This window comes from Aquimarina sp. AD1, assembly GCF_003443695.1.
Classification (GTDB): domain Bacteria; phylum Bacteroidota; class Bacteroidia; order Flavobacteriales; family Flavobacteriaceae; genus Aquimarina; species Aquimarina latercula.
Window position 1 is genome coordinate 4792404 of the sequence record NZ_CP031966.1, and the last position, 21166, is coordinate 4813569.

Annotated in this window: 17 protein-coding genes and 1 riboswitch; of the genes, 11 read left to right on the plus strand and 6 right to left on the minus strand. The window is 32.2% G+C overall.

Translation table 11 applies throughout. The features are described 5' to 3' along the window. Window positions 1-70: 70 nt before the first annotated feature. The 6 genes from D1815_RS20520 to metK all read right to left on the minus strand — a co-directional run bounded on the left by D1815_RS20520 (window position 71) and on the right by metK (window position 5025). A complete protein-coding gene (locus D1815_RS20520; RefSeq protein ID WP_118389090.1) occupies window positions 71-961 on the minus strand; it encodes a hypothetical protein in 891 nt (296 codons plus the stop codon). Window positions 962-973: 12 nt separating this feature from the next. Then, complete coding sequence (locus D1815_RS20525; protein ID WP_147404355.1) at window positions 974-2011, minus strand: hypothetical protein; 1038 nt, start codon at window positions 2009-2011, stop codon at window positions 974-976. Continuing rightward, window positions 1993-2436: a hypothetical protein gene (locus D1815_RS20530; protein WP_027393060.1), complete on the minus strand. Its 444-nt coding sequence runs from the start codon at window positions 2434-2436 to the stop codon at window positions 1993-1995. Before D1815_RS20530 ends, D1815_RS20525 begins: the two co-directional genes overlap by 19 nt. A gap of 266 nt (window positions 2437-2702) precedes the next feature. Continuing rightward, window positions 2703-3005, minus strand: coding sequence for a hypothetical protein (locus D1815_RS20535; RefSeq protein WP_027393061.1), 303 nt, complete (start codon window positions 3003-3005; stop codon window positions 2703-2705). A 205-nt stretch (window positions 3006-3210) separates the two neighbouring features. Continuing rightward, window positions 3211-3588, minus strand: coding sequence for a hypothetical protein (locus D1815_RS20540; RefSeq protein ID WP_118389092.1), 378 nt, complete (start codon window positions 3586-3588; stop codon window positions 3211-3213). Between the two features lie 180 nt (window positions 3589-3768). Continuing rightward, window positions 3769-5025: a methionine adenosyltransferase gene (gene metK, locus D1815_RS20545; protein WP_118389093.1), complete on the minus strand. Its 1257-nt coding sequence runs from the start codon at window positions 5023-5025 to the stop codon at window positions 3769-3771. 370 nt (window positions 5026-5395) lie between these two features. Continuing rightward, window positions 5396-5501, plus strand: a riboswitch (SAM riboswitch). A gap of 122 nt (window positions 5502-5623) precedes the next feature. Here metK and D1815_RS20550 point away from each other — a divergent pair. From D1815_RS20550 to D1815_RS20600, 11 genes are all read left to right on the plus strand, one after another. Then, on the plus strand, window positions 5624-6913 hold the full coding sequence (locus tag D1815_RS20550) for an O-acetylhomoserine aminocarboxypropyltransferase/cysteine synthase family protein (RefSeq protein WP_118389095.1): 1290 nt from the start codon (window positions 5624-5626) through the stop codon (window positions 6911-6913). Between the two features lie 90 nt (window positions 6914-7003). Further along, window positions 7004-7966, plus strand: coding sequence for an alpha/beta fold hydrolase (locus tag D1815_RS20555; RefSeq protein WP_118389097.1), 963 nt, complete (start codon window positions 7004-7006; stop codon window positions 7964-7966). 11 nt (window positions 7967-7977) lie between these two features. Next, window positions 7978-10389 carry a bifunctional aspartate kinase/homoserine dehydrogenase I gene (thrA, locus tag D1815_RS20560; protein WP_118389099.1) on the plus strand — a complete coding sequence of 804 codons (2412 nt, stop codon included), beginning with the start codon at window positions 7978-7980 and terminating at the stop codon, window positions 10387-10389. A 133-nt stretch (window positions 10390-10522) separates the two neighbouring features. Continuing rightward, window positions 10523-10948 (plus strand): OsmC family protein, encoded by a 426-nt coding sequence (locus tag D1815_RS20565; protein WP_118389101.1) that lies wholly within the window; start codon window positions 10523-10525, stop codon window positions 10946-10948. After that, entirely contained in the window at window positions 10945-12123 is a 1179-nt protein-coding gene (locus D1815_RS20570) for a PLP-dependent aspartate aminotransferase family protein (protein WP_108802040.1), read from the plus strand. The genes D1815_RS20565 and D1815_RS20570 overlap by 4 nt, the downstream gene beginning before the upstream one ends. Window positions 12124-12260: 137 nt before the next feature. After that, window positions 12261-15455 carry a type IX secretion system sortase PorU gene (gene porU, locus D1815_RS20575; RefSeq protein WP_118389103.1) on the plus strand — a complete coding sequence of 1065 codons (3195 nt, stop codon included), beginning with the start codon at window positions 12261-12263 and terminating at the stop codon, window positions 15453-15455. A gap of 174 nt (window positions 15456-15629) precedes the next feature. After that, complete coding sequence (locus tag D1815_RS20580; RefSeq protein WP_027393070.1) at window positions 15630-15896, plus strand: DUF2061 domain-containing protein; 267 nt, start codon at window positions 15630-15632, stop codon at window positions 15894-15896. A 53-nt stretch (window positions 15897-15949) separates the two neighbouring features. Then, window positions 15950-16576 (plus strand): phosphoadenosine phosphosulfate reductase family protein, encoded by a 627-nt coding sequence (locus D1815_RS20585; RefSeq protein WP_027393071.1) that lies wholly within the window; start codon window positions 15950-15952, stop codon window positions 16574-16576. A 31-nt stretch (window positions 16577-16607) separates the two neighbouring features. Next, window positions 16608-17546, plus strand: a complete 939-nt coding sequence (cysD, locus tag D1815_RS20590; protein ID WP_051336111.1) for a sulfate adenylyltransferase subunit CysD — start codon at window positions 16608-16610, stop codon at window positions 17544-17546. Window positions 17547-17700: 154 nt separating this feature from the next. After that, window positions 17701-18948 (plus strand): sulfate adenylyltransferase subunit 1, encoded by a 1248-nt coding sequence (locus tag D1815_RS20595; RefSeq protein ID WP_108802036.1) that lies wholly within the window; start codon window positions 17701-17703, stop codon window positions 18946-18948. Window positions 18949-19055: 107 nt separating this feature from the next. Beyond that, the gene (locus tag D1815_RS20600) at window positions 19056-21146 is read left to right on the plus strand and encodes a HEPN domain-containing protein (protein WP_118389105.1); all 2091 of its coding nucleotides are present in this window, start codon (window positions 19056-19058) and stop codon (window positions 21144-21146) included. Window positions 21147-21166 lie beyond the last annotated feature (20 nt).

The window sequence follows — 21166 nt, forward strand, 5'->3', positions numbered from 1 at the left end:
TATAAAATCTATCTCCGTTTTATTTATCATAAAGTGGAGTTGCAATCTTCAACATGTAAAATGGGTGTTCTTAATCTCGATTTATATATCTCGATTTTCCCATTTTTTGCTGAGCTTGAGGGATCGATGGGGACGCTTGGGGATTAGATGGAGATGTTGTGTTTTGAGCAGGTTTTTCTGCATTTGGATCAGGATTGTCACTATCCGAATCAGCGGCGGGATTTGGATTACTTGGATCGGGTTCTTCGGTAATATTCTTTGGTTTTTCCAGAGTCTGAGCAGGAGAAATCCCAAATAATGTTCCTGCTGCAGCTTTTAATCGCTCTGTAAATTCTTGTGATGCAAAACCCGAAATAATAGCAAGACTCATAAAGGAAACCATTCCTCTAAAAGATATATACTCATTGTCATAGGTAGGATTTGCAGTCGAAGAAATAATTAAGTGTGATATGAAAAATATTAATAATCCAGATATTGCTGCGGTTAATGGTCTTATTAAATAGGGAATAAATAAGTGATCCGGGAACATTTTTTCTTCACGATAAAACTCAAAAATTCCACGTAGATTTGCTAGTACTCCTCCTAACATACCTGCTAAAAACATAACGACCAACATATCTAAGAAATTTACGGGTTCAACTTCTTTTTCTTTTTCCTTTAATGATGAATCTTTTTTCTCAAGATCTGTTGAAACTGATAAGTTTACTTTTGTTTTAGATAAGGTAGTTTTAGAGGTATCTCTTATGATCGTATCTATTTTTATGGGACTAGCGGGCATCGGTTGTATGTTAACCGAAGAAGAATCTTCAACTGTTTTGGCATTTTCACTTAATCTATTATGTGTATGTTCTTCAGTGAAAAAATCCTTATCATATACGAGAACATAAAAATAACTATATAGCAATAATACCGAAGTTATTGCTAGAACAACATTGTAAATGATTGTAACAGTTGGTTTCATGATTAAAAACTCTTATTTTTTAGCTTGACTAAAGTTCCATTTTATTCCTGGTTTTAATATAACATCCTCATCACCGGTGATAGCGTTTGTTTCTTTTTTGAGTGATACAAATAGTGTAATACTTGGTATAAGATATGCTTCTGCATACCCGCCGAAATCAATACTTTCTTTCATGCTGTCATGGTAAATCTCGGCAGATAGAATTAATTTCTGTCCATATTTTCTTAATGCAATCCCGCTAATCAAACCATCATTATCCGTGGTCTGTGGTGTTTGATCATATCGATACATGATCATTCCGTTAATACTCATCCCACTTTTACCTAAATCATATTGTCCCACGAGCCAAGCTTGATGTCTATAGGTAACAATACTATCTGTTTTAAAAGAATTATCTCTAGCTCTTCCGGCAATCGCATAACCAAGAGCAAGCGAACCTCCAGCTTTTTCCATATAGCGTGTTTTAGCATTGATGTATGCTTGTTTTAATGCTGGATTGTCTACTATAGTTCCTTGGTCGTCAGAATTCATAGGTCCTGGTTCGTCAGAGTCGTTTGGAAGAAGAGCATTGTCAATATCTTGTCCTAGTTGTTGGTCAAATATGATGTCTTTACTGTCGAAAAGAGTAGCTCTTATCCCTCCAGAAAATAATAGGTCATCCGGAAAGTCCATTGAATTTATGGTCGCAAATGAGAGTTGAAGATTTGCTAGAAATCTCTTTCCATAATTATTTCGATATTCTTTTACGTTTTTTAATCTCCCTCCAAATGTGAAATATGGGTTGAAATCAAAAGCTAATCCTGGACTAACTTCATTTCCGCTAAGAAAATTACTAGCCAATTGTGTAATAATTTCTTGAGGAGTACTAGCACGCATAACAGTAGTAGGGTTAGCATCTAGTACAGCAAAAGCGGGGCTTTCAGGAACATTATAGTCTAGTTTAAAAGAATATGCTTCCTGATTATCGCCTGGCTGTTCAGCATCTTGCGAATACCCTGTGAGCATTATCAAGAGTATCAAAATTGAGCAACTTATTCTGTATCTTTCCATAAGTCAGATGTTGAGAAATTATCATTAATAAGATGCTTGAAGATTACGTGATTTCCAAATTTTAATTGTTTTCCATCAGAACATTTAGGTACAAGGCGTGAAGAATCTTTTGTCCATCGTTTTTCCTCGTCTTGAATTACTGTAATGCTGAATTCTCCTCGCTCTACATTATTGATCATGGAACAAGCATTGATAGACCAAGCAAGAGAATCATTTTCAATATCACTTGGTTTTTCTAGAAGAATAAATTCATCTACGCCATCGTCTCCAGTAATTACATTAAATTTTTCTTTCTTTTCCCACTTTCCATTCTGCAATTCCCAAAGAATAAATATGGAACCAGATCTAATTCCATTATTAGCGGTTACCTTAACCTTTAAGGGACCTCCATCAGGGTCAATTAAACAATAATTTGATTTTGGCATGACGGGTATGGTTTTAAGTTATTGATACTTTTTTGGTTGATTAAATTCAAATATAGATGGGGACTTATTTTATATTTATAACTTCAGTACACTATGAATACCAAGATTCATTGTATAATTATATATGGTATGAAACTACAAATTAAATCCGAATCTAAATTACATTAAAACCGTAATGTTTGTATCAGGTAAATACCCCTATTTTCATTCAAAAAAATAGGTAAATACCCTTTTAACAAATGACCCTTGTATGCAATAAGTTGATGTTACCAATTAGTAATTTGAGAATTGGTTTTAGAGATTTTTATTTCTAAAAATATGGTGTCTACTTTTTTGTAGCTATGAATTCCGTTTTTACTATTTGTAATTCTTTTCTTATTTCTTCGAATTTGTCTTTTTATTTTCTTCCATTCCTTATCATTGTATACTACTTCACTATTTTCATTAGTTACTACTATAGTATTATGAGGAGTGTCTTCTACTGTGTTATTTTTTTCTGTGTTAGCTTGTCCAAATGCGTTTTGACCAAACCAGATCAAAACTACTATGATTACCATTTTAAATTTCATAACTTTTCTTTTTTTTTTATAATGGGTTGATTTTCAGATGCTAATTTACGTTATATATAAAGTTGTTTCTAGAGGGAAAACACCCCTTTTTTTAATAGTGCATATTCCCTTACCCTAAAAAAGGTTCTGATTTATAACGAATTATAAAAAAAAGATCGCTTGGAAAAGCGATCTTTTGTTAATTTATAATAATGTGGTATTTAATTTACCAGCCAGATAATTGAGATTCTTTACTACTTAAAGTCGGTATAGTAACAAAAATAGTATCAACTACCTTAGAAGCAAAAATCTCTCGCCCATCATTGATTCTTTTTTTAGTATCTAATATTTGTTTTTTTATGTCAGCCCATTCTTCATCACTGTAACTTGCGGAAGAAGTAAAACCTTGTTGTTCTGATGCTCCTTGTTCAGAAGTTTTAATAATAAGTCTATCCGCAGAAACTGAATTATCTTGATTATAAGATCCTTCTTCAATTTTTACATCAACCTCTTTTATAGATTTTGTATTGGTTTTATAGTCTTGTCCAAAGGATAAGCTACAAACACAAAACATAATGAAAGTAATTCCAATTTTTAATCTCATTTTAGTACTTTTTGATAATTTGATCATTGCGCCTTAAATATATCTTTTATTAATAACAGGCAATTCAATTATTTAGTATTCGTAGGTCATGTTATAGTATCCGACTACATTAGAAAAATGACTAATTTTTAAAAGTTAGATATATAAAGTATTGGAGATTATAAAGTTACATTAAATAAGTTATATTTTAAAAGCTTTTTTTACTTGATCAACATAATCTAGTTTTTCCCAAGTAAATAATTCTACTTCTTTTTCTACTTTTCCAGAATATGGGCTTTCAAAAACTTTGGTAACTAGTTTTGGTTCTTTTCCCATATGTCCATATGCTGCAGTTTCTTTATATATAGGGTTACGTAATTTTAAACGTTCTTCTATTGCAGCTGGTCTCATATCAAATATTTCAGCTACTTTTTCTGCAATTTCTCCATCGGTAATACCTAACGTGCTAGTGCCATAAGTGTCAACAAAAATAGAAGTAGGTTCTACTACTCCAATGGCATAAGAAACTTGAACTAATGCTTCATTTGCAACACCAGCAGCAACTAAATTTTTGGCTATATGCCTAGATGCATAAGCTGCAGAACGGTCAACTTTACTAGGATCTTTTCCAGAAAAAGCACCTCCACCATGAGCACCTTTACCTCCGTAAGTGTCAACAATAATCTTACGTCCAGTAAGACCAGTATCTCCATGTGGTCCTCCGATTACAAACTTACCAGTAGGGTTTATGTGATACGTTATTTGATCATTAAATAAATTCTGAATATATTTTGGTAATTGAGAAACTACTCTAGGAATTAAAATCGAAACGATGTCATTTTTTATTTTAGCCAGCATAACATCATCATCTATATCAAAATCATCATGCTGAGTAGAGACAACAATTGCTACAATACGTTGTGGTACATTATCATCACTATATTCAATAGTAACTTGACTTTTAGAATCAGGACGTAAATATGGAATTTCTGTACCTTCTCTTCTTAATTTAGCAAGTTCAATAAGGATTTTATGAGAAATGTCTAATGCTAAGGGCATGTAGTTTTCAGTTTCCTTGGTTGCATACCCAAACATCATTCCTTGGTCACCTGCTCCTTGCTCTTCTTTAGTTTCTCTATCAACACCTTGGTTGATATCCTGTGATTGCTCGTGGATAAGAGAAATTACACCACAAGAATCTCCACTGAATTGGTAGGCTCCTTTGGTATACCCAATTTCGTTAATTACTTCTCTTGCAATTTGCTGTACATCTAAATATGTTTTTGATTTAACCTCTCCAGCAAGAACCACTTGTCCAGTAGTTACCAAAGTTTCACAAGCTACCTTCGAATCTTTATCAAAGGCTAAAAAGTTATCTAATAAAGCATCACTAATTTGATCTGCCACTTTATCCGGATGTCCTTCAGATACACTTTCTGAAGTAAATAAATACGCCATTCTTCGTTGTTTTTATAGAATAAACTATAATAAATTATGACAGGATTGCAATAAAGAAGCTTTCGATAATTATAGTATTGTACCGAACTGCTTTAGCATTTATTTACTGAATTGATTCTATCAGTTTTGATATGAATACTATAATTTCAGCTCTTTAGGGTTGCAATCAGTCAAATCTATCCCTTTTTAATAATGCGGCAAAGGTAAAAAAAATGATAATATTGGAAAGGATTTAACGTATCATTAATTTTCTTCCAATAAAAAAAAACTTTTAAGGGTGATTTTTTCGATCAAAACAATTTTTATGGAAATTGTTTTTAGTTTAAAAATAATTACTAGCTTTGTCCCGAAGTTTCTTATACATATTAGTAAGTTATTAAGAAAGGTGGAGGGAATAGACCCTATGAAACCTTAGCAACCCTTTAGTTATAAAGAAGGTGCTAAATTCTATTCGTTGTAGACGAAAAAGATAACTCGATACAAATTGCAGTACTTGTAATTGTCGTTTCCTTTCTTTTTAATTTTCTATACCATACGCTTTAAGAGTGTTTGATGTATTTGAATTTTATCAATTATTTAAAATTTAAAATAGAAAATTATGAGTGCACAAAAATTTGCAACAGAAGCTTTACACGCAGGACATGACGTGAAAAACAATGGAGGGACAAGAGCAGTTCCTATTTATCAGACTACATCTTATGTTTTTAATGATGCAGATCATGCGGCTAATCTTTTTAATTTATCTGAACCAGGTTTTATTTATACTCGATTAAATAATCCAACAAATGATATTTTAGAACAGCGATTGGCTACAATAGAAGGCGGTATTGCTGCTGTAGTTACGGCATCTGGAACAGCAGCTATTAATACTACATTGTTAACATTACTAAAATCAGGAGATCATATTGTAGCTTCTAGTAGTTTATACGGAGGAACTTATAATCTTTTAAACGTTACGTTACCTAGGTTTGGAATAACAACTACGTTTGTCGACCCTTCGGATTCTGAGAATTTCAAGAATGCTGTACAGGAAAATACAAGAGTTTTCTTTGTAGAATCATTAGGTAATCCAAAACTAGATGTATTAGATCTTAAGGCGATTTCTAAAGAAGCAAAAGCATATAAAGTTCCACTTATTGTAGATAACACGGTGGCTACTCCAGCTTTATTAAACCCAATAGAACATGGTGCTAATATTGTTATTCATTCATTAACAAAATACATAAGCGGAAATGGAACTTCTTTAGGAGGGGTTGTTATAGACGCAGGAACCTTTGATTGGTCAAGTGGCAAGTTTCCAGAGTTTACAGAACCTTCTCCAGGATATCATGGATTAGTATATCACGATGCTTTAGGTGCTGCTGCTTTTATTGCTAAGGTAAGAATAGAAGGATTGAGAGATTATGGAGCTGCACTAAGTCCTTTTAATGCATTTCAGATTTTACAAGGTTTAGAAACTTTAGAGATTAGAATTAAAAAACATAGTGAAAATGCCTTGTCATTAGCAAAATGGTTAAAAGAGCAAGATGAGGTTACTTGGGTAAAATATCCAGGATTAGAAAGTGATACGTATCATCAACTTGCAAAAGAATACCTTCCAAAGGGACAGAGTGGTATTGTTACTTTTGGAATAAAGGGTGGTTTCGATTCAGCAAAAACAGTTGCAAATGAAACCGAGATATTTTCTTTATTAGCAAATATAGGAGATTCAAAATCTTTAATTATTCATCCTGCAAGTACTACTCATCAACAGTTAAACGAAGAACAGCAAGAATCAACAGGAGTAACACAGGACTTAATACGACTTTCTGTTGGTTTAGAAAATATAGAAGATTTAAAAACGGATCTAAAAAGCGCATTTTCTAAAGTAGCTGAAAAAGTAAAGTAATTAAGATTGACAAGCATTGAGATGCTAACCCTTTCCTTGAGATTAGAAGAAGGGGAAGTAGACTCTTTATAAATAGTAGGCTTAATATATATGCTCCAAAAAATTGAAATATTAGATTTTATAACTACCAAAGGGCTAGAAATAGAACGAATTCCACTGTTTTATGAAGTCTTTGGTAAACCTTTGTTAGAAGGCCCCGTAGTTTTGGTTAATCATGCGTTAACGGGTAATTCTGATGTTTGTGGCCCCAATGGTTGGTGGAATGGACTGATTGGAGAAGGTAAATGTATTGATACAGATAAATATACGGTGCTCTCATTTAATATTCCAGGTAATGGATATGATGGAGATGAGAAAAATTTAATTACGGATTATACACTTTTTACGGCAAGGGATATCGCAGCGATTTTTGAAAAAGGTATAAAACAACTGAATGTTCAAAAACTATATGCTGCTATAGGAGGATCGGTTGGAGGAGGTATTGCTTGGGAACTTGCAGCATTAGCGCCAGGATTGATTAATCATTTAATTCCAGTAGCTACAGACTGGAAATCTACAGATTGGTTAAAAGCTAATTGTTTAATACAAGAGCAGATTTTACTAAACTCTAAGAATCCTGTGCATGATGCAAGATTGCATGCGATGCTTATCTATAGATCGCCTGAGTCATTTAAGGAAAAGTTTCATAGGACTTTTAATGGTGAAAAGGGAATGTATAATGTGGAAAGTTGGTTGTTTCATCATGGGAAAAAGTTAAATGAAAGATTTACTCTTTCCGCATATAAAGAGCTGAACTATATACTTGCCAATATTGATATAACAGAAGGGAGAGGATGTTTTAAGGATTTGGCGGCTAATATCAAATCGAATATTCATATCGTAAGTGTCAATTCTGATGGCTTTTTTACGGCAAAAGAAGATGAGATTACTTTTCAGGAGTTAAAGGAAGTAAAGCAAAATGTTTGGCATCATACAATTGATTCGGTTCACGGACATGATGCGTTTCTTATAGAATTTGACCAACTGAGTAGGTTGTTGTCAGATGTATTTTAAAATAGGACAAAATGAAGATTTTAAAGTTTGGAGGAAAATCACTTGCTAATGGTGAAGGTATTCATAAAGTGGTTGATATAATAGAAGATAAGGTTAATAATGGTGAGTTAATTACTGTTGTGCTTTCTGCTAGAGGGAAATCTACCGATCAATTAGAAGAAATATTGAATAGGGCTGTTAAAAATGAAAGTTATCAAGAACAACTACAGGCTTTTAAACAATATCAAATAAATGATTACGGTAGTTTTAAAGTTGATGAGGAGTTTGAAACATTGGATAAGCTTTTTGAAGGAGTTTCTTTGTTAGGTGACTACAGCAAAAGAATTAAAGATCAAGTATTATCTCAAGGAGAAGTAATCTCTGCTAAGTTACTTACTCACATACTTAAAGAAAAAGGAATAAAAGCCAATTTCACAGATAGCAGAGAGTTAATAAAAACCGATGGTAAGTTTGGAGAAGCACAACCGTTAGATAAGCTATCTAAAGAAAATGTTATTAAACATTTTAAAAAATTTAATGGTTCAACGGTTAATATTGTAACTGGTTTTATTGCTTCTAATACTAATAATGAAACAACAACTTTAGGAAGAAATGGAAGTAATTATACTGCTGCGCTTTTAGCCAATTACTTAGATGCAGAAGAGTTACAGAATTTCACCCATGTAAGTGGAATTTACACAGCGAATCCGGATTTAGTAAGTGATGCAAAAAAGATTGAAAAATTATCTTTTACTGAGGCAAATGAGTTGGCGTATTTTGGAGCTAATATTCTCCATGCTAAAACTATAATACCATTAATTGAAAAAAATATACCTCTTCGTATTCTAAATACATTTGACGGTCATAATGATGGAACATTAATTACTGCAGAGAATAGTAATAAAGGAATAAAATCTCTTTCTGTTTTGGAGAATGTTTCTTTAATCAATTTAGAAGGGAGAGGACTTTTAGGAAAAGTAGGAGTGGATGCTAGAATATTTAAAGCGTTAGCTTATAAAGATATCAGTGTAAGCATTATTTCACAAGGTTCGTCCGAGAGAGGAATAGGTCTTGTTGTAACTTCAGAAAAAGCAATAGAAGCTAAAAAAGTTTTGGAACAAGAGTTCGAAGTGGATTTTCATAAGCAAGATGTAAATAGAATTACAATAATAAATGAAGTTTCTGTAATTTCTATTATAGGACAAGATTTAAGTACATTTCATAAACCTTATAATTCCTTAATTAAAAATCAGGTAATCCCATTACTTTTTAACAATACAGTTACAGGTAAGAATGTGAGTTTAGTTGTATATAAAAGTCAACTTCATAAAGCATTAAATGTTATTCATGGGGAGATTTTTGGAGTAGCAAAGAAAATAAATATTGCTGTGTTTGGACATGGACTTGTTGGTGGAACTTTGATAGATCAAATTTTAAAATCTGCAGATGATATTGAAAAGAGAAAAAAGATTGATCTTAATATTTTTGCGGTTGCAAATTCTAAAAAAGTACTTTTTAATAAAAATGGAGTTGATACTAATTGGAAAACTGATCTAAAACAAGGGAACTCTTATGGTATTGAAGATGTCATAAAATTTGCTGATGAGCATCATTTAGAAAATCTGATCGCTATAGATAATACTGCTAGTAAAGAATTTACTGATAATTACACCATTTTAATTGAAAATGGATTTGATTTGGTGTCCTCTAATAAAGTGGCAAATACGCTAAGTTTTGATTTTTATAAAGAACTTAGAAGAAAGTTAGAAGAATTTCAAAAACAATATCTGTATGAAACTAATGTTGGTGCTGGATTGCCCTTAATAGATACTATTAAGTTGTTACATTTATCTGGAGAAAATATTACTAGAATCAAAGGAGTTTTCTCTGGTTCATTAAGTTATTTATTTAATACTTTTTCTAAAGAACAAATACTGTTTAGTGAAGTGCTGCAAGAGGCTATTGATAAAGGGTTTACAGAACCAGATCCTCGAGAGGATTTATGTGGTAATGATGTAGGAAGAAAATTATTGATTTTGGCTAGAGAACTTGATTTGAGTAATGAATTTGTAGATGTCAATATTCATAATTTAATTCCTGAAAGTTTAAGAGAAGGAGAGGCTGATTTGTTTTTAGGAAGGTTAAAAGAGTTAGACCCAGTATATCAAAAAATAAAAGAAGAACAGAAACCCGATCATGTTTTGCGATATATTGGGGATCTTCACGGTGATTTATTTGAAGAAAAAGGAATTTTAGATGTTAAATTAGTATCTGTTCCCGAAAGCAGTGCGTTAGGACAAGTAAAAGGTTCCGACTCTATATTCGAGATTTATACAGAGTCATATGGAAATCAACCTATAGTGATACAAGGAGCGGGAGCGGGAGCTGCGGTTACTGCCAGAGGAGTTTTTGGAGATATATTGAGGTTAACTGAAAAAAGATAAATTATAATAACTACGAATTAAAGTTATTTCTAGTTTATGAAAGATATTTGAATTTTTAAAAAAAGAGAACGTAGTTACTGAGCGTGATCTCAATTTTTAATGTATTTATAAGTGATTAAAAATATTTGAACATATGAAAATAGAATTGAAAAGAATAGATGATGATTATCATTTTGAACTAAAAAATGAAAGAGGTCATATCACCTATATTGATAGCAAAGCAGAAGTTGGAGGTCATGATTTGGCACCAAGTCCTATGGAATATGTATTGATGGGGGTAGCCGGTTGTAGCGCTATTGATGTGATTTCAATACTTAAGAAGCAGCGTCAAGAAATTATAGATTATAGAGCAGAAGTTGATGGCTCAAGAGTGGAAGTTGATGGAGCAAAACCATTTAAAGAGATTTCCGTTACGGTTTATTTAGAAGGAGAAATAGCCCCAGAAAAAGCTAAAAGAGCAGCACAATTATCATTCGAAAAATATTGTTCCGTGTCTAAAACATTGGAGCCTACAGCTACTATAACTTATAAGGTTGTAGTTAATAATAAAGAAGTATGAGCTTAAAAAGCCAAAATTTTGAAACGCAAGCGGTAAGGACTCAAACTGAGAAAACTCAGTTTTTAGAACACTCTACACCGATGTATTTAACATCTGGATTTGTTTTTGAAGATTCTGAAGAAATGAGAGCTGCCTTTGCAGAAGAGAAAGATCGTAATTTATATAGTCGTTTTAGTAATCCCAATACCACAGAGTTTGTTGATAAAATCTGCAAATTAGAAGGAGCAGAGGATGGTTATGCATTTGCAACAGGAATGGCTGCGGTGTTTTCTACCTTTGCTGCATTATTAAATGCAGGAGATCACATCGTTTCTGCTAGGTCAGTATTTGGATCAACACATTCTTTGTTTACGAAGTATTTTCCTAAATGGAATATAGAAACAAGTTATTTTCCAGTTAATGAAGTTGATACAATAGAAAGTTTAATCCAGCCTAATACAAAAATCATTTATGCAGAATCTCCAACAAATCCAGGAGTAGATGTATTGGATCTGGAATTGTTAGGTAAGATTGCAAAAAAGCATGAACTGTTATTGGTTATTGATAATTGTTTTGCAACACCATATTTACAAAATCCGATAAAGTTTGGAGCTGATCTTGTGATCCATTCAGCTACAAAATTAATTGATGGGCAAGGACGCGTATTAGGAGGAGTAACTGTTGGTAAAAAGGAATTGATAAGAGATATTTATTTATTTTCTCGCAATACCGGGCCTGCATTATCACCATTTAATGCATGGGTGTTATCCAAAAGTTTAGAAACTTTGGCTGTTAGGGTAGATAGACATTGCGAGAATGCTTTGAGACTGGCAGAGTTTTTAGAATCACATCCTAAGGTAAATTGGGTGAAATATCCTTTTCTTAAATCTCATCCGCAATATGAGGTAGCAAAACGACAAATGAAATTAGGAGGTAATATTGTTGCTTTTGAAGTTACGAATGGAGTACAAGGAGGGAAGACATTTTTTGATAGTATTAAAATGTGCTCACTTTCTGCAAATCTGGGTGATACTAGAACGATTGTTACGCATCCTGCTTCTACAACACATAGTAAATTAGCAGTTGAAGATAAATTAGCTGTTGGTATTACAGACGGAATGGTAAGATGTTCTGTAGGGTTGGAACATATTGATGATATTATTGGAGATATTACACAAGCACTAGAAGAAATATAATTTTTCTTACAAGTGTAATCTTATTTATAATTAAATAGAAAGAACTTTCAAATCATTACTAATATGATTTCTTTATAGATAACAATGGAACAATTCGTGAGATATAAAATGTATATTTATTTTATCATTTTATTTTTATGAAAAGAAGTGTTTTATTATGTTTTATCGTTTTATTGAGTGCTTCGCTTTATGGAAATCAAGTACAACAAATTCCTAAAAAAAGAACGAGCACAACTAAGCAAGTTGTAAAAAAAATCCCCATGTCTAATTCTGTGTTAGCAAAAGGGGATTGGTACAAGTTTTATATTGAAAAATCGGGAATATATAAAATTACTCCTGAGTTTTTATCTGATTTAGGGATCGATGTTACTACAATAGATCCTACGACAATAAAAATTTACGGTAATGGAGGGCAAATGCTTCCTCTTAAAAACAGCGAAAATGAGGAGTTTGATTTAAAGGAAAATGCTATAAAAGTAGTTGGGGGAGAAAATGGGTTTTTGGCTAAAAATGACTACATCCTCTTTTATGGTCAAAGTACCAAAGGGTACAATACCGATAGTAAAACTCATATCAATGCATATGATAATAAATCTTATTATTTTATTACCACATCTGGAAAAAAAGGAAATAGAATATTCAATTCAGAATCTGTAAACAAAAAAGTTGATACAGTTATTACTACATTTAGAGAAGGCCAGTTTTATGAAATAGATCAATATAATCTTGGATTGATGGGGCGCAGATGGTTAGGGGATCAAATTAGAAATAATGAAGAAAAGCAGTTTTCGTTTTATTTTCCTAACAAGGTAGATTTTATGCCGGTTTACTATACTATTGTTGCAGCTGCTCAATCCGATAAGCCTTCTAAATTCAGTATCAAAATAAACCAAAAAGAAACAGAAGGGATTAAGTTTCAGAAGCTATCAAAGGGGAGTATTGCCAAAGAAGGTTGGGTAGAAAAGATGATAACGAATAATTCAGATTCTATTAATATTAACATTAAATATGAAACAGAAAATCAGGTATTAGGAAAGAGTTATTTAGATTACATAAAGATTTCGGCAGAAAGATCATTGGTTTTATCTGATAAGCAATTGAAGTTTGAAATTCGTGCTCTAAATTCGGTTAAAAAAAGAGGAGAAATACAATTAAAGAATACTAAAGAAATTACCGAAATATGGGATGTGACTAATACAGATTCAATAGCCGTTTTTAGGAATATTTCTTTTTTTAGAAAGTTTTCTTTTAAGACAAACCTTAATCAAACAAGAAGGTTTATTGCTATTCCTAAGAATGATTTTTATCATCCATTAAAGCCAAATAATTGCAAAGTAGAAAACCAAGATCTGAAAGGAACTGTTTTCTTAGATAAAGAGAATAATTTTAGAGACGTAGATTATATAATAATTACATCAAAAGATAAACTTTTAGCGGCAAATCGATTGGCAAATTTTCATAGGGAACATAATAAAAAGAATGTCAAAGTAGCACCCGTGCATGAAATTTATAATGAATTTAGTAGCGGTAAACAAGACATAGGAGCGATTAGAAATTTTATAAGATATGTCTATGAAAATGCTTCATCTGATGCTAAAAAACTTTCATATGTATGTTTCTTAGGAAATGCTACATTCGATTATAAACATAAAATGATGGATACAGAAGGGAATCAGATATATAAAAAGAATGATGTTCCAAGTTTTATGAGTTATAATAGTTTTTCAAACATTAGATCGTATGTGTCAGATGATTTTTTTGCAATGATGGATCCAGAAGAAGGAGAAATGAGATTGAAAGATAATCTAGATATTGCTCTTGGACGAATATTGGTTGATACTGATATAGCTGCTAATGATGTAGTTAATAAAATTATAGGATATCATCAGAAAAATTCTTTTGGGGATTGGAAAAACAACATACTCTTACTGTCGGATGATGTGGATAAAGTCTGGGAGCAACGTATCCAAGGAAGCTTAGATAATGTAGGAAATTCTTTGATTAAAAAATATCCTTTTTTAAATATCTCTAAAGTATATAGCGATGCATTTATTCAAGAATCAACATCCAGCGGTGAGCGATATCCAAACGTTACGAAGACACTAATAAAGAAAATCGAGGAAGGTGTTGCTGTTTTAGATTATTTTGGACACGCTGAAGAGGAAGGGTTTGGTACGGAGTTTTTCTTTACTAAAAAAGAAGCAATCAAACTTAAAAATAAAGATAAGCTACCGTTGTTTGTTACTGTTACCTGTCTGGCTACTCGGTTTGATAATCCTTTCGAAGTTTCTGTTGGAGAGCATATTTTTAAAAACCCAAACGGAGGTGCAATAGCTATGATTGCAACTACTAGAGAAATTTTTATGAGTGCTGGAGTTAGAATAAATAATAAAATAATCAATTCTCTTTTTTCTGAGAAAGACTCTCATTTGAAACCATCAGAAGTAGTATTAAAACTAAAAAATGAACTAGGCTATCAAGATAAAAGAAGTGTGTTTTTTATTGGAGACCCAGTAATGTCTCTTCAAATGCCTTTACCTACTATTCGTATTACTAAGATTAATGAAATACCAATTAAAAAGTTTAATGATACAATTAGAGCTCTAGACAAGATTAGAATATCTGGAGAACTATTAGATGTGTCTCAAGATGTTATAAAAAAATATGATGGGGAGATTTATGTTAAGATATTTGACAAAGAATTTAGTAAAAAGACACTAGGTAATAATAGAATTAAAAATAGAAAAGGAGATCTTATACAGTTAAAATACAAAGATCAAGACGTTGTAATATATGATGGAAGTTTTGAAATTAAAAAAGGATTGTTTGATTTCGAATTTGTGGTCCCAAAAGATATAAACCTATCTGTAGGGAAGTGTAAAATAATCTTATATGCTAAAGTTGAAAATGCTTTAGAAGATGCTGTTGGGGTGCAAGAAGATATATTGTTGGGTGGATTATCAAAAGTAAAATCATCGAATATCAATGGACCAGAGATCAGGGTTTTTATTGAAGGTGAAAAAACAAAGGTAATTAATGTTGTTAAGGCTAATGCAGAACTAAAAATAGAGATCGCTGATGAGGACGGAATCAATGTTTCTAGAATGGGAATTGGGCATCAAATGACAATGACTATTGATGGACATACAAGAGAAAAGAAAATATTAAACAATTATTTTTCCAATTATGACAATAGTTATAAGAAAGGGTTTATCTCTTATCCATTAGATACATTATCAAAAGGGCACCATACTTTAGAAATTAAAGTTTGGGATGTTTTCAATAATAGTAGTAGTCAAAAAATCGAAATTATTGTGCTGGATTCCTTATAACATGACTTGTTTGAATAATAATCTACTAAATCACTAGGCTTTTTATTAATAATATCATAATTCTTTCATTTCTAGTAATTTTTTAAAGTTTTTAAGACTAAGAAATAGATTTTTATATATACATTTGTTTAATAATCTACTATTCCGATAGGGTAATAGGTTTTAAAGTAAAAAATGATTGTAGATCAAATGATATTAGATAAAGTAGCTACGAAGAAAACATCGTATGAGACTGATAGGACTTCGGAGAAACCATTACGAAGTATCGCCAAGGCTATAAGTTGGAGAGTAGTTGGCACGTTGGACACATTAATTGTTTCTTATGTGTTAACTGGCGAAATAGCATTAGCTACATCTATCGCATCAATTGATTTTGTAACAAAAATGATCCTTTACTTTTTTCATGAAAGAATTTGGAATCGTATTAAATGGGGAAGATAATTGCTGGTTTACTTCTTGATTAAATTAGAAGTAACAGAAAAAGAATAAAAAAAATGAAATTTACAGAAAAGGAAATACAGAATTTAAATAATGCTTTAAAGGACAAAACTCCTTTAGAGATTACTCAGTGGGCTGTTTTAAATGCGAAAACTCCAGTAGTAACTACTAATTTTAGACCGTATGAAGCTGCTATTCTTAATGTGAGTTCTATAGCATTATCTGATATTCCTGTTATCTGGTGTGACTCTGGATACAATACTCCTAATACATATAAGCATGCAGAAGAAGTGATTAATTTACTTAAACTTAATGTACAATTGTACGTTCCAAAACAAACAGCTGCGCATAGGGATGTAGTGATGGGTATTCCTGATATTGATGATCCAAAACATAAAATTTTTACACAACAAGTAAAGCTAGAACCTTTTAAACGAGCTATGAATGATTTTAAACCGGATGTATGGTTTACCAATCTTCGAAAAGGACAAACGGCATTAAGAGATTCATTAGATATTTTGAGTTTGGGTAATGATGGAGTTTTAAAAGTAAGCCCTTTTTATTACTATAGTGATGCGGAGTTAGATGTGTATTTAGAACAACATAATTTACCAAATGAATTTAAGTATTTCGATCCAACAAAAGTTCTAGATAATAGAGAATGCGGGATTCATACTAATTAGGTCAAGATATATAAAAAAAAGATTAAATTACATGGAAGTAATTGAACATATAAAAGAACAAATTGTGGATGCAAAAGTGCTAAAAGTGAATCCTTTAGAAAGTGAGGCGATTTATATTTTTAGAGAAGTCGTGGCCCAATTTGAAAAGCCTGTATTACTTTTTTCGGGGGGTAAAGATTCTATTACTCTAGTAAGATTAGCGCAAAAAGCATTTTATCCAGGTAAGATTCCCTTTCCGCTTTTACATATTGATACAGGGCATAATTTTCCTGAAACCATTGAGTTTAGAGATCGTTTGGTAAAAGAACTTGGAGTAGAATTAATAGTTCGTAATGTTCAGGATTCTATTGATCAAGGTAAAGTGATAGAGGAGAAAGGTAAGTATGCTAGTCGTAATAGTTTGCAAACGACTACACTTCTTGATGCGTTGGAAGAATTTAAATTTGATGCTGCAATTGGCGGAGCAAGAAGAGATGAAGAAAAAGCGAGAGCAAAAGAACGTATATTTTCTGTAAGAGATGATTTTGGTCAGTGGGATGAAAAAAATCAGCGACCAGAGCTTTTTGATCATCTTAATGGTAAAATTGATTTAGGTCAGAATGTACGTGTATTTCCGATTAGTAATTGGACAGAACTTGATGTTTGGAGTTATATCCAAAAAGAAGATATTGAAATCCCCTCTATATATTTTGCGCATAAACGAAAAACATTTATTAGAGATGGTATGATTTGGTCTGCAGAAGATGATGTCGTGCATAGAGAAGATGATGAATTAGTAGAGGAACGATTAGTGAGATTTCGTACCGTAGGAGATATGTCTTGTACAGCAGCAGTGCTATCTGATGCAATTACTATTGATAAGGTAGTTTCAGAAATTAGAGAGTCTACGATCTCAGAAAGAGGAGCTCGTATTGATGATAAAAGATCTGAAGCAGCCATGGAAAAACGAAAACAACAAGGATATTTTTAGAAATAATTGATAGTTGTTAGTTAATCTTTGATGGTTAACAGATAAAAGAAAATAAGAATTGAATTAATTGAGAATATATCGTATTAGTAGGTTGATTTTGTAAGATTTAAACAATCAACTGATAACCAACTGTAAACGATCAACGAGTAATAAAATGGACGTATTAAAAATAGCAACAGCAGGAAGTGTAGATGACGGTAAGAGTACCTTGATTGGGCGTATTTTATACGATACAAAGTCATTAACAACAGATAAACTAGAAGCAATCGAAACTAGAAGCAAAGCTAATGGCTTTGATTACTTAGATTTTTCATTAGCTACTGATGGATTAGTTGCAGAAAGGGAACAAGGTATTACTATTGATGTAGCGCATATTTATTTTTCTACAAAAACGAAAAGTTACATTATAGCTGATACTCCTGGTCATATAGAATATACCAGAAATATGGTTACTGGAGCTTCGACTTCTCAGGCATCGATTATTCTGGTTGATGCTAGAAAAGGAGTAATTGAACAAACATATCGTCACTTTTTTATTAATAATTTATTGAGAGTAAAAGATGTGATTGTGGCGGTAAACAAAATGGATTTGGTTGATTTTTCTCAGGATAAATATGAGGCGATCAAAGAAGATTTTGAAAAGTTGATAGCTAAAAGTGATTACAAAGAACAAAACATCACTTTTATTCCGGTTAGTGCTTTGCAAGGTGATAATGTTGTAGATAAATCAAAGAATACTCCTTGGTATAATGGTCAAACATTACTAGAACATTTAGAAGAATTGGATGCGCAAGATGTGTATGAAAAAGCAGAAGTTCGTTTCCCAATACAAACAGTAATTCGACCTAAAAAAGATGAATTTCATGATTTTAGAGGATATGCTGGTAAATTATATGGAGGAGATATTTCTGTAGGTGATGAGGTAACAATTTTACCTTCTTTAACAACATCCAAAGTGAAAGAGATTTTCTTTTTTGATCAAAAATTTGATACAGCAGGTAGAGGTAGTTCTTGTACGATTACATTAGAAGATGATGTAAATGTAAGTCGTGGTGATATGATTGTAAAATCGTCGGAGAAGCCTAAGGTAGAAAAGCAATTAACCGCAACAATTTGTTGGATGGATAATAAAGACCTAAATCCTGGAACAAATTATTTCATCCAAAGTGGAAGTAGTAGAGTTTTAGCAAAAGTGAAGAATATTAGTGGAACAGTTGCTACTGATTTTTCTGGAGAAGATACCGCTAAGAATTCACTAAGTCTAAATGAAATAGGAAAAGTTCAAATACAATTAAGTAAACCTTTGGCTATCGATTCTTATAGTAAGAATAAAGCTTCAGGGTCATTTATATTAATAGATTCTCAAACCAATAATACTTCAGGAGTAGGTTTTATCCAATAGATAAAAATCTTTTACTGATAAGAAAAAACAAGAATTTTTAGAATTAAAAAACCTTTATACAAAAGTCATAAGTATGTCCTTTTTTAAAGGTTGTAATACGAAAGAAAATGCAAAGTTTTAGAACAGAAATAGAAAACCCAATTGTCGAAAAGGACATTATCGAATTAGCGAATAAAATAGAGCAATTCCATAAAGGGAAGATTGATGAAGAGAAATTTCGTAGCCTACGTCTAGCTCGTGGAGTATACGGACAAAGACAAGAAGGTGTGCAGATGATTCGTATTAAATTACCTTATGGTAAGGTGTTGAGCAATCAATTACGAAGAATTTGTGACGTTTCAGATGAATATTCTAGAGGTAGATTGCATATAACAACAAGACAAGATATTCAGATCCATTATGTGGATTTAAATAGAACTCCTGAGCTTTGGGCAGAGTTAGAAAGAGATGATGTAACACTTAGAGAAGCTTGTGGTAATACGGTTCGTAACGTTACTGCTTCAGAAACTGCGGGAGTTGATGCAAAGGAACCGTTTGATGTGTCTCCATATGCAGATGCGTTGTTTCGTTTCTTTTTAAGAAATCCAATATGTCAGGAAATGGGACGTAAATTCAAGGTGTCTTTTTCAGGAACAGAAGAAGATACTGGATTGTCTTATATGCATGATCTTGGTTTTATTGCCAAAATAGAAAATGGGGTAAGAGGGTTTAAAGTGATGCTTGCAGGAGGATTAGGTTCGCAGCCGAGACATGCAGATGAATTATATAGCTTCTTGTCGACCGATAAGATTATTCCTTTAATGGAAGGAGTTTTGAGGATTTTTGATCGTCATGGAGAACGTAAGAGTAGAGCAAAAGCTAGAATGAAGTTCTTGGTAAAGGATATTGGTGTGGAAGCTTTTAAAGAATTAGTAGAAGCAGAACAACAAGCAATTGCGCAGAAAACAGTTACCATTGATGCAGAAGCTTATGTAGCATCAATTCCGGTATCGGTTAAAATTCCTGAGGTAGAGGTTAAGAACCAAAAAGCTTTTGATTTATGGAAATCTACTAACGTAATCCAACAAAAACAAGAAGGATATGTAGCAATTGGGGTTAAAGTTTTATTAGGTGATTTTTACACAGATAAAGCCAGGTTACTAGCTGATTTAGTAGAGAAATATGCTGCAGGAGAAATAAGATTATCTCTTCGTCAGAATATTTTAATTCCTTTTGTAAAAGAAGGATTGCTTCCATTTTTCTATCAAGAATTAGAAAAATTGGGATTTGTAGAAGCAGGTTATAATAAAGCGGTTGATATTACAGCTTGTCCAGGAACTGATACCTGTAACCTAGGTATTGCTAGTAGTACTGGTATTGCCGAAGAATTAGAAAGAGTTATAAAAACTGAATACCCTCAATATTTACAAAAAGAGGATCTGGTAATTAAGATTAGTGGATGTATGAACGCCTGTGGTCAACATAATATGGCTAATATTGGTTTTCAGGGAATGTCAGTAAGAACAAAAGATAAATTAGTAGCTCCAGCATTACAAGTATTGCTTGGAGGAGGAAACCTGGGTGATGGAAAAGGTCGTTTTGCAGATAAAGTAGTAAAAATTCCTAGTAGAAGGGGCCCAGAAGCATTACGTAGAATTTTAGATGATTATGAAGAAAATGCAAATGGTAAGACTTTTGTAGCATATTATGAAGACAAAGGAGAAAAGTATTTTTATAACTTACTTACGGATTTGTCCAATGTAGAAAATTTAACTCAAGAAGATTTTATAGACTGGGGGACTGAACAAGAGTATGTAAAAGCAATAGGGATTGGAGAATGTGCTGGTGTAGTAATTGATTTAATAGCGACATTATTTTTAGAAAGTGAAGAAAAGATAGAAAATGCAAAAGTATCTTTTGAGAATGAAGTATATTCTGATGCTATATATCATGCATATAGTTCTTTAGTTAATTCCGCTAAAGCATTATTACTTGCAGAGAACAAGAAAACAAATACACATGCTAGTATTATAAGTCAATTTGATACAGAATTTGTGGTAAGTGGGAAGATCAATCTTGATGGAACGTTCGCGGATTTGATATATCAGATTCAAAAAAATGCACCGAGCAAGGATTTTGCAGTGGATTATATTAAAAAAGCAGGGCAATTTTTGCAAAAAGTGCAAGCATTTAGAGCACTCGAAGTAGAAAATGTATAATATCTTTACAGGGTTGTAAA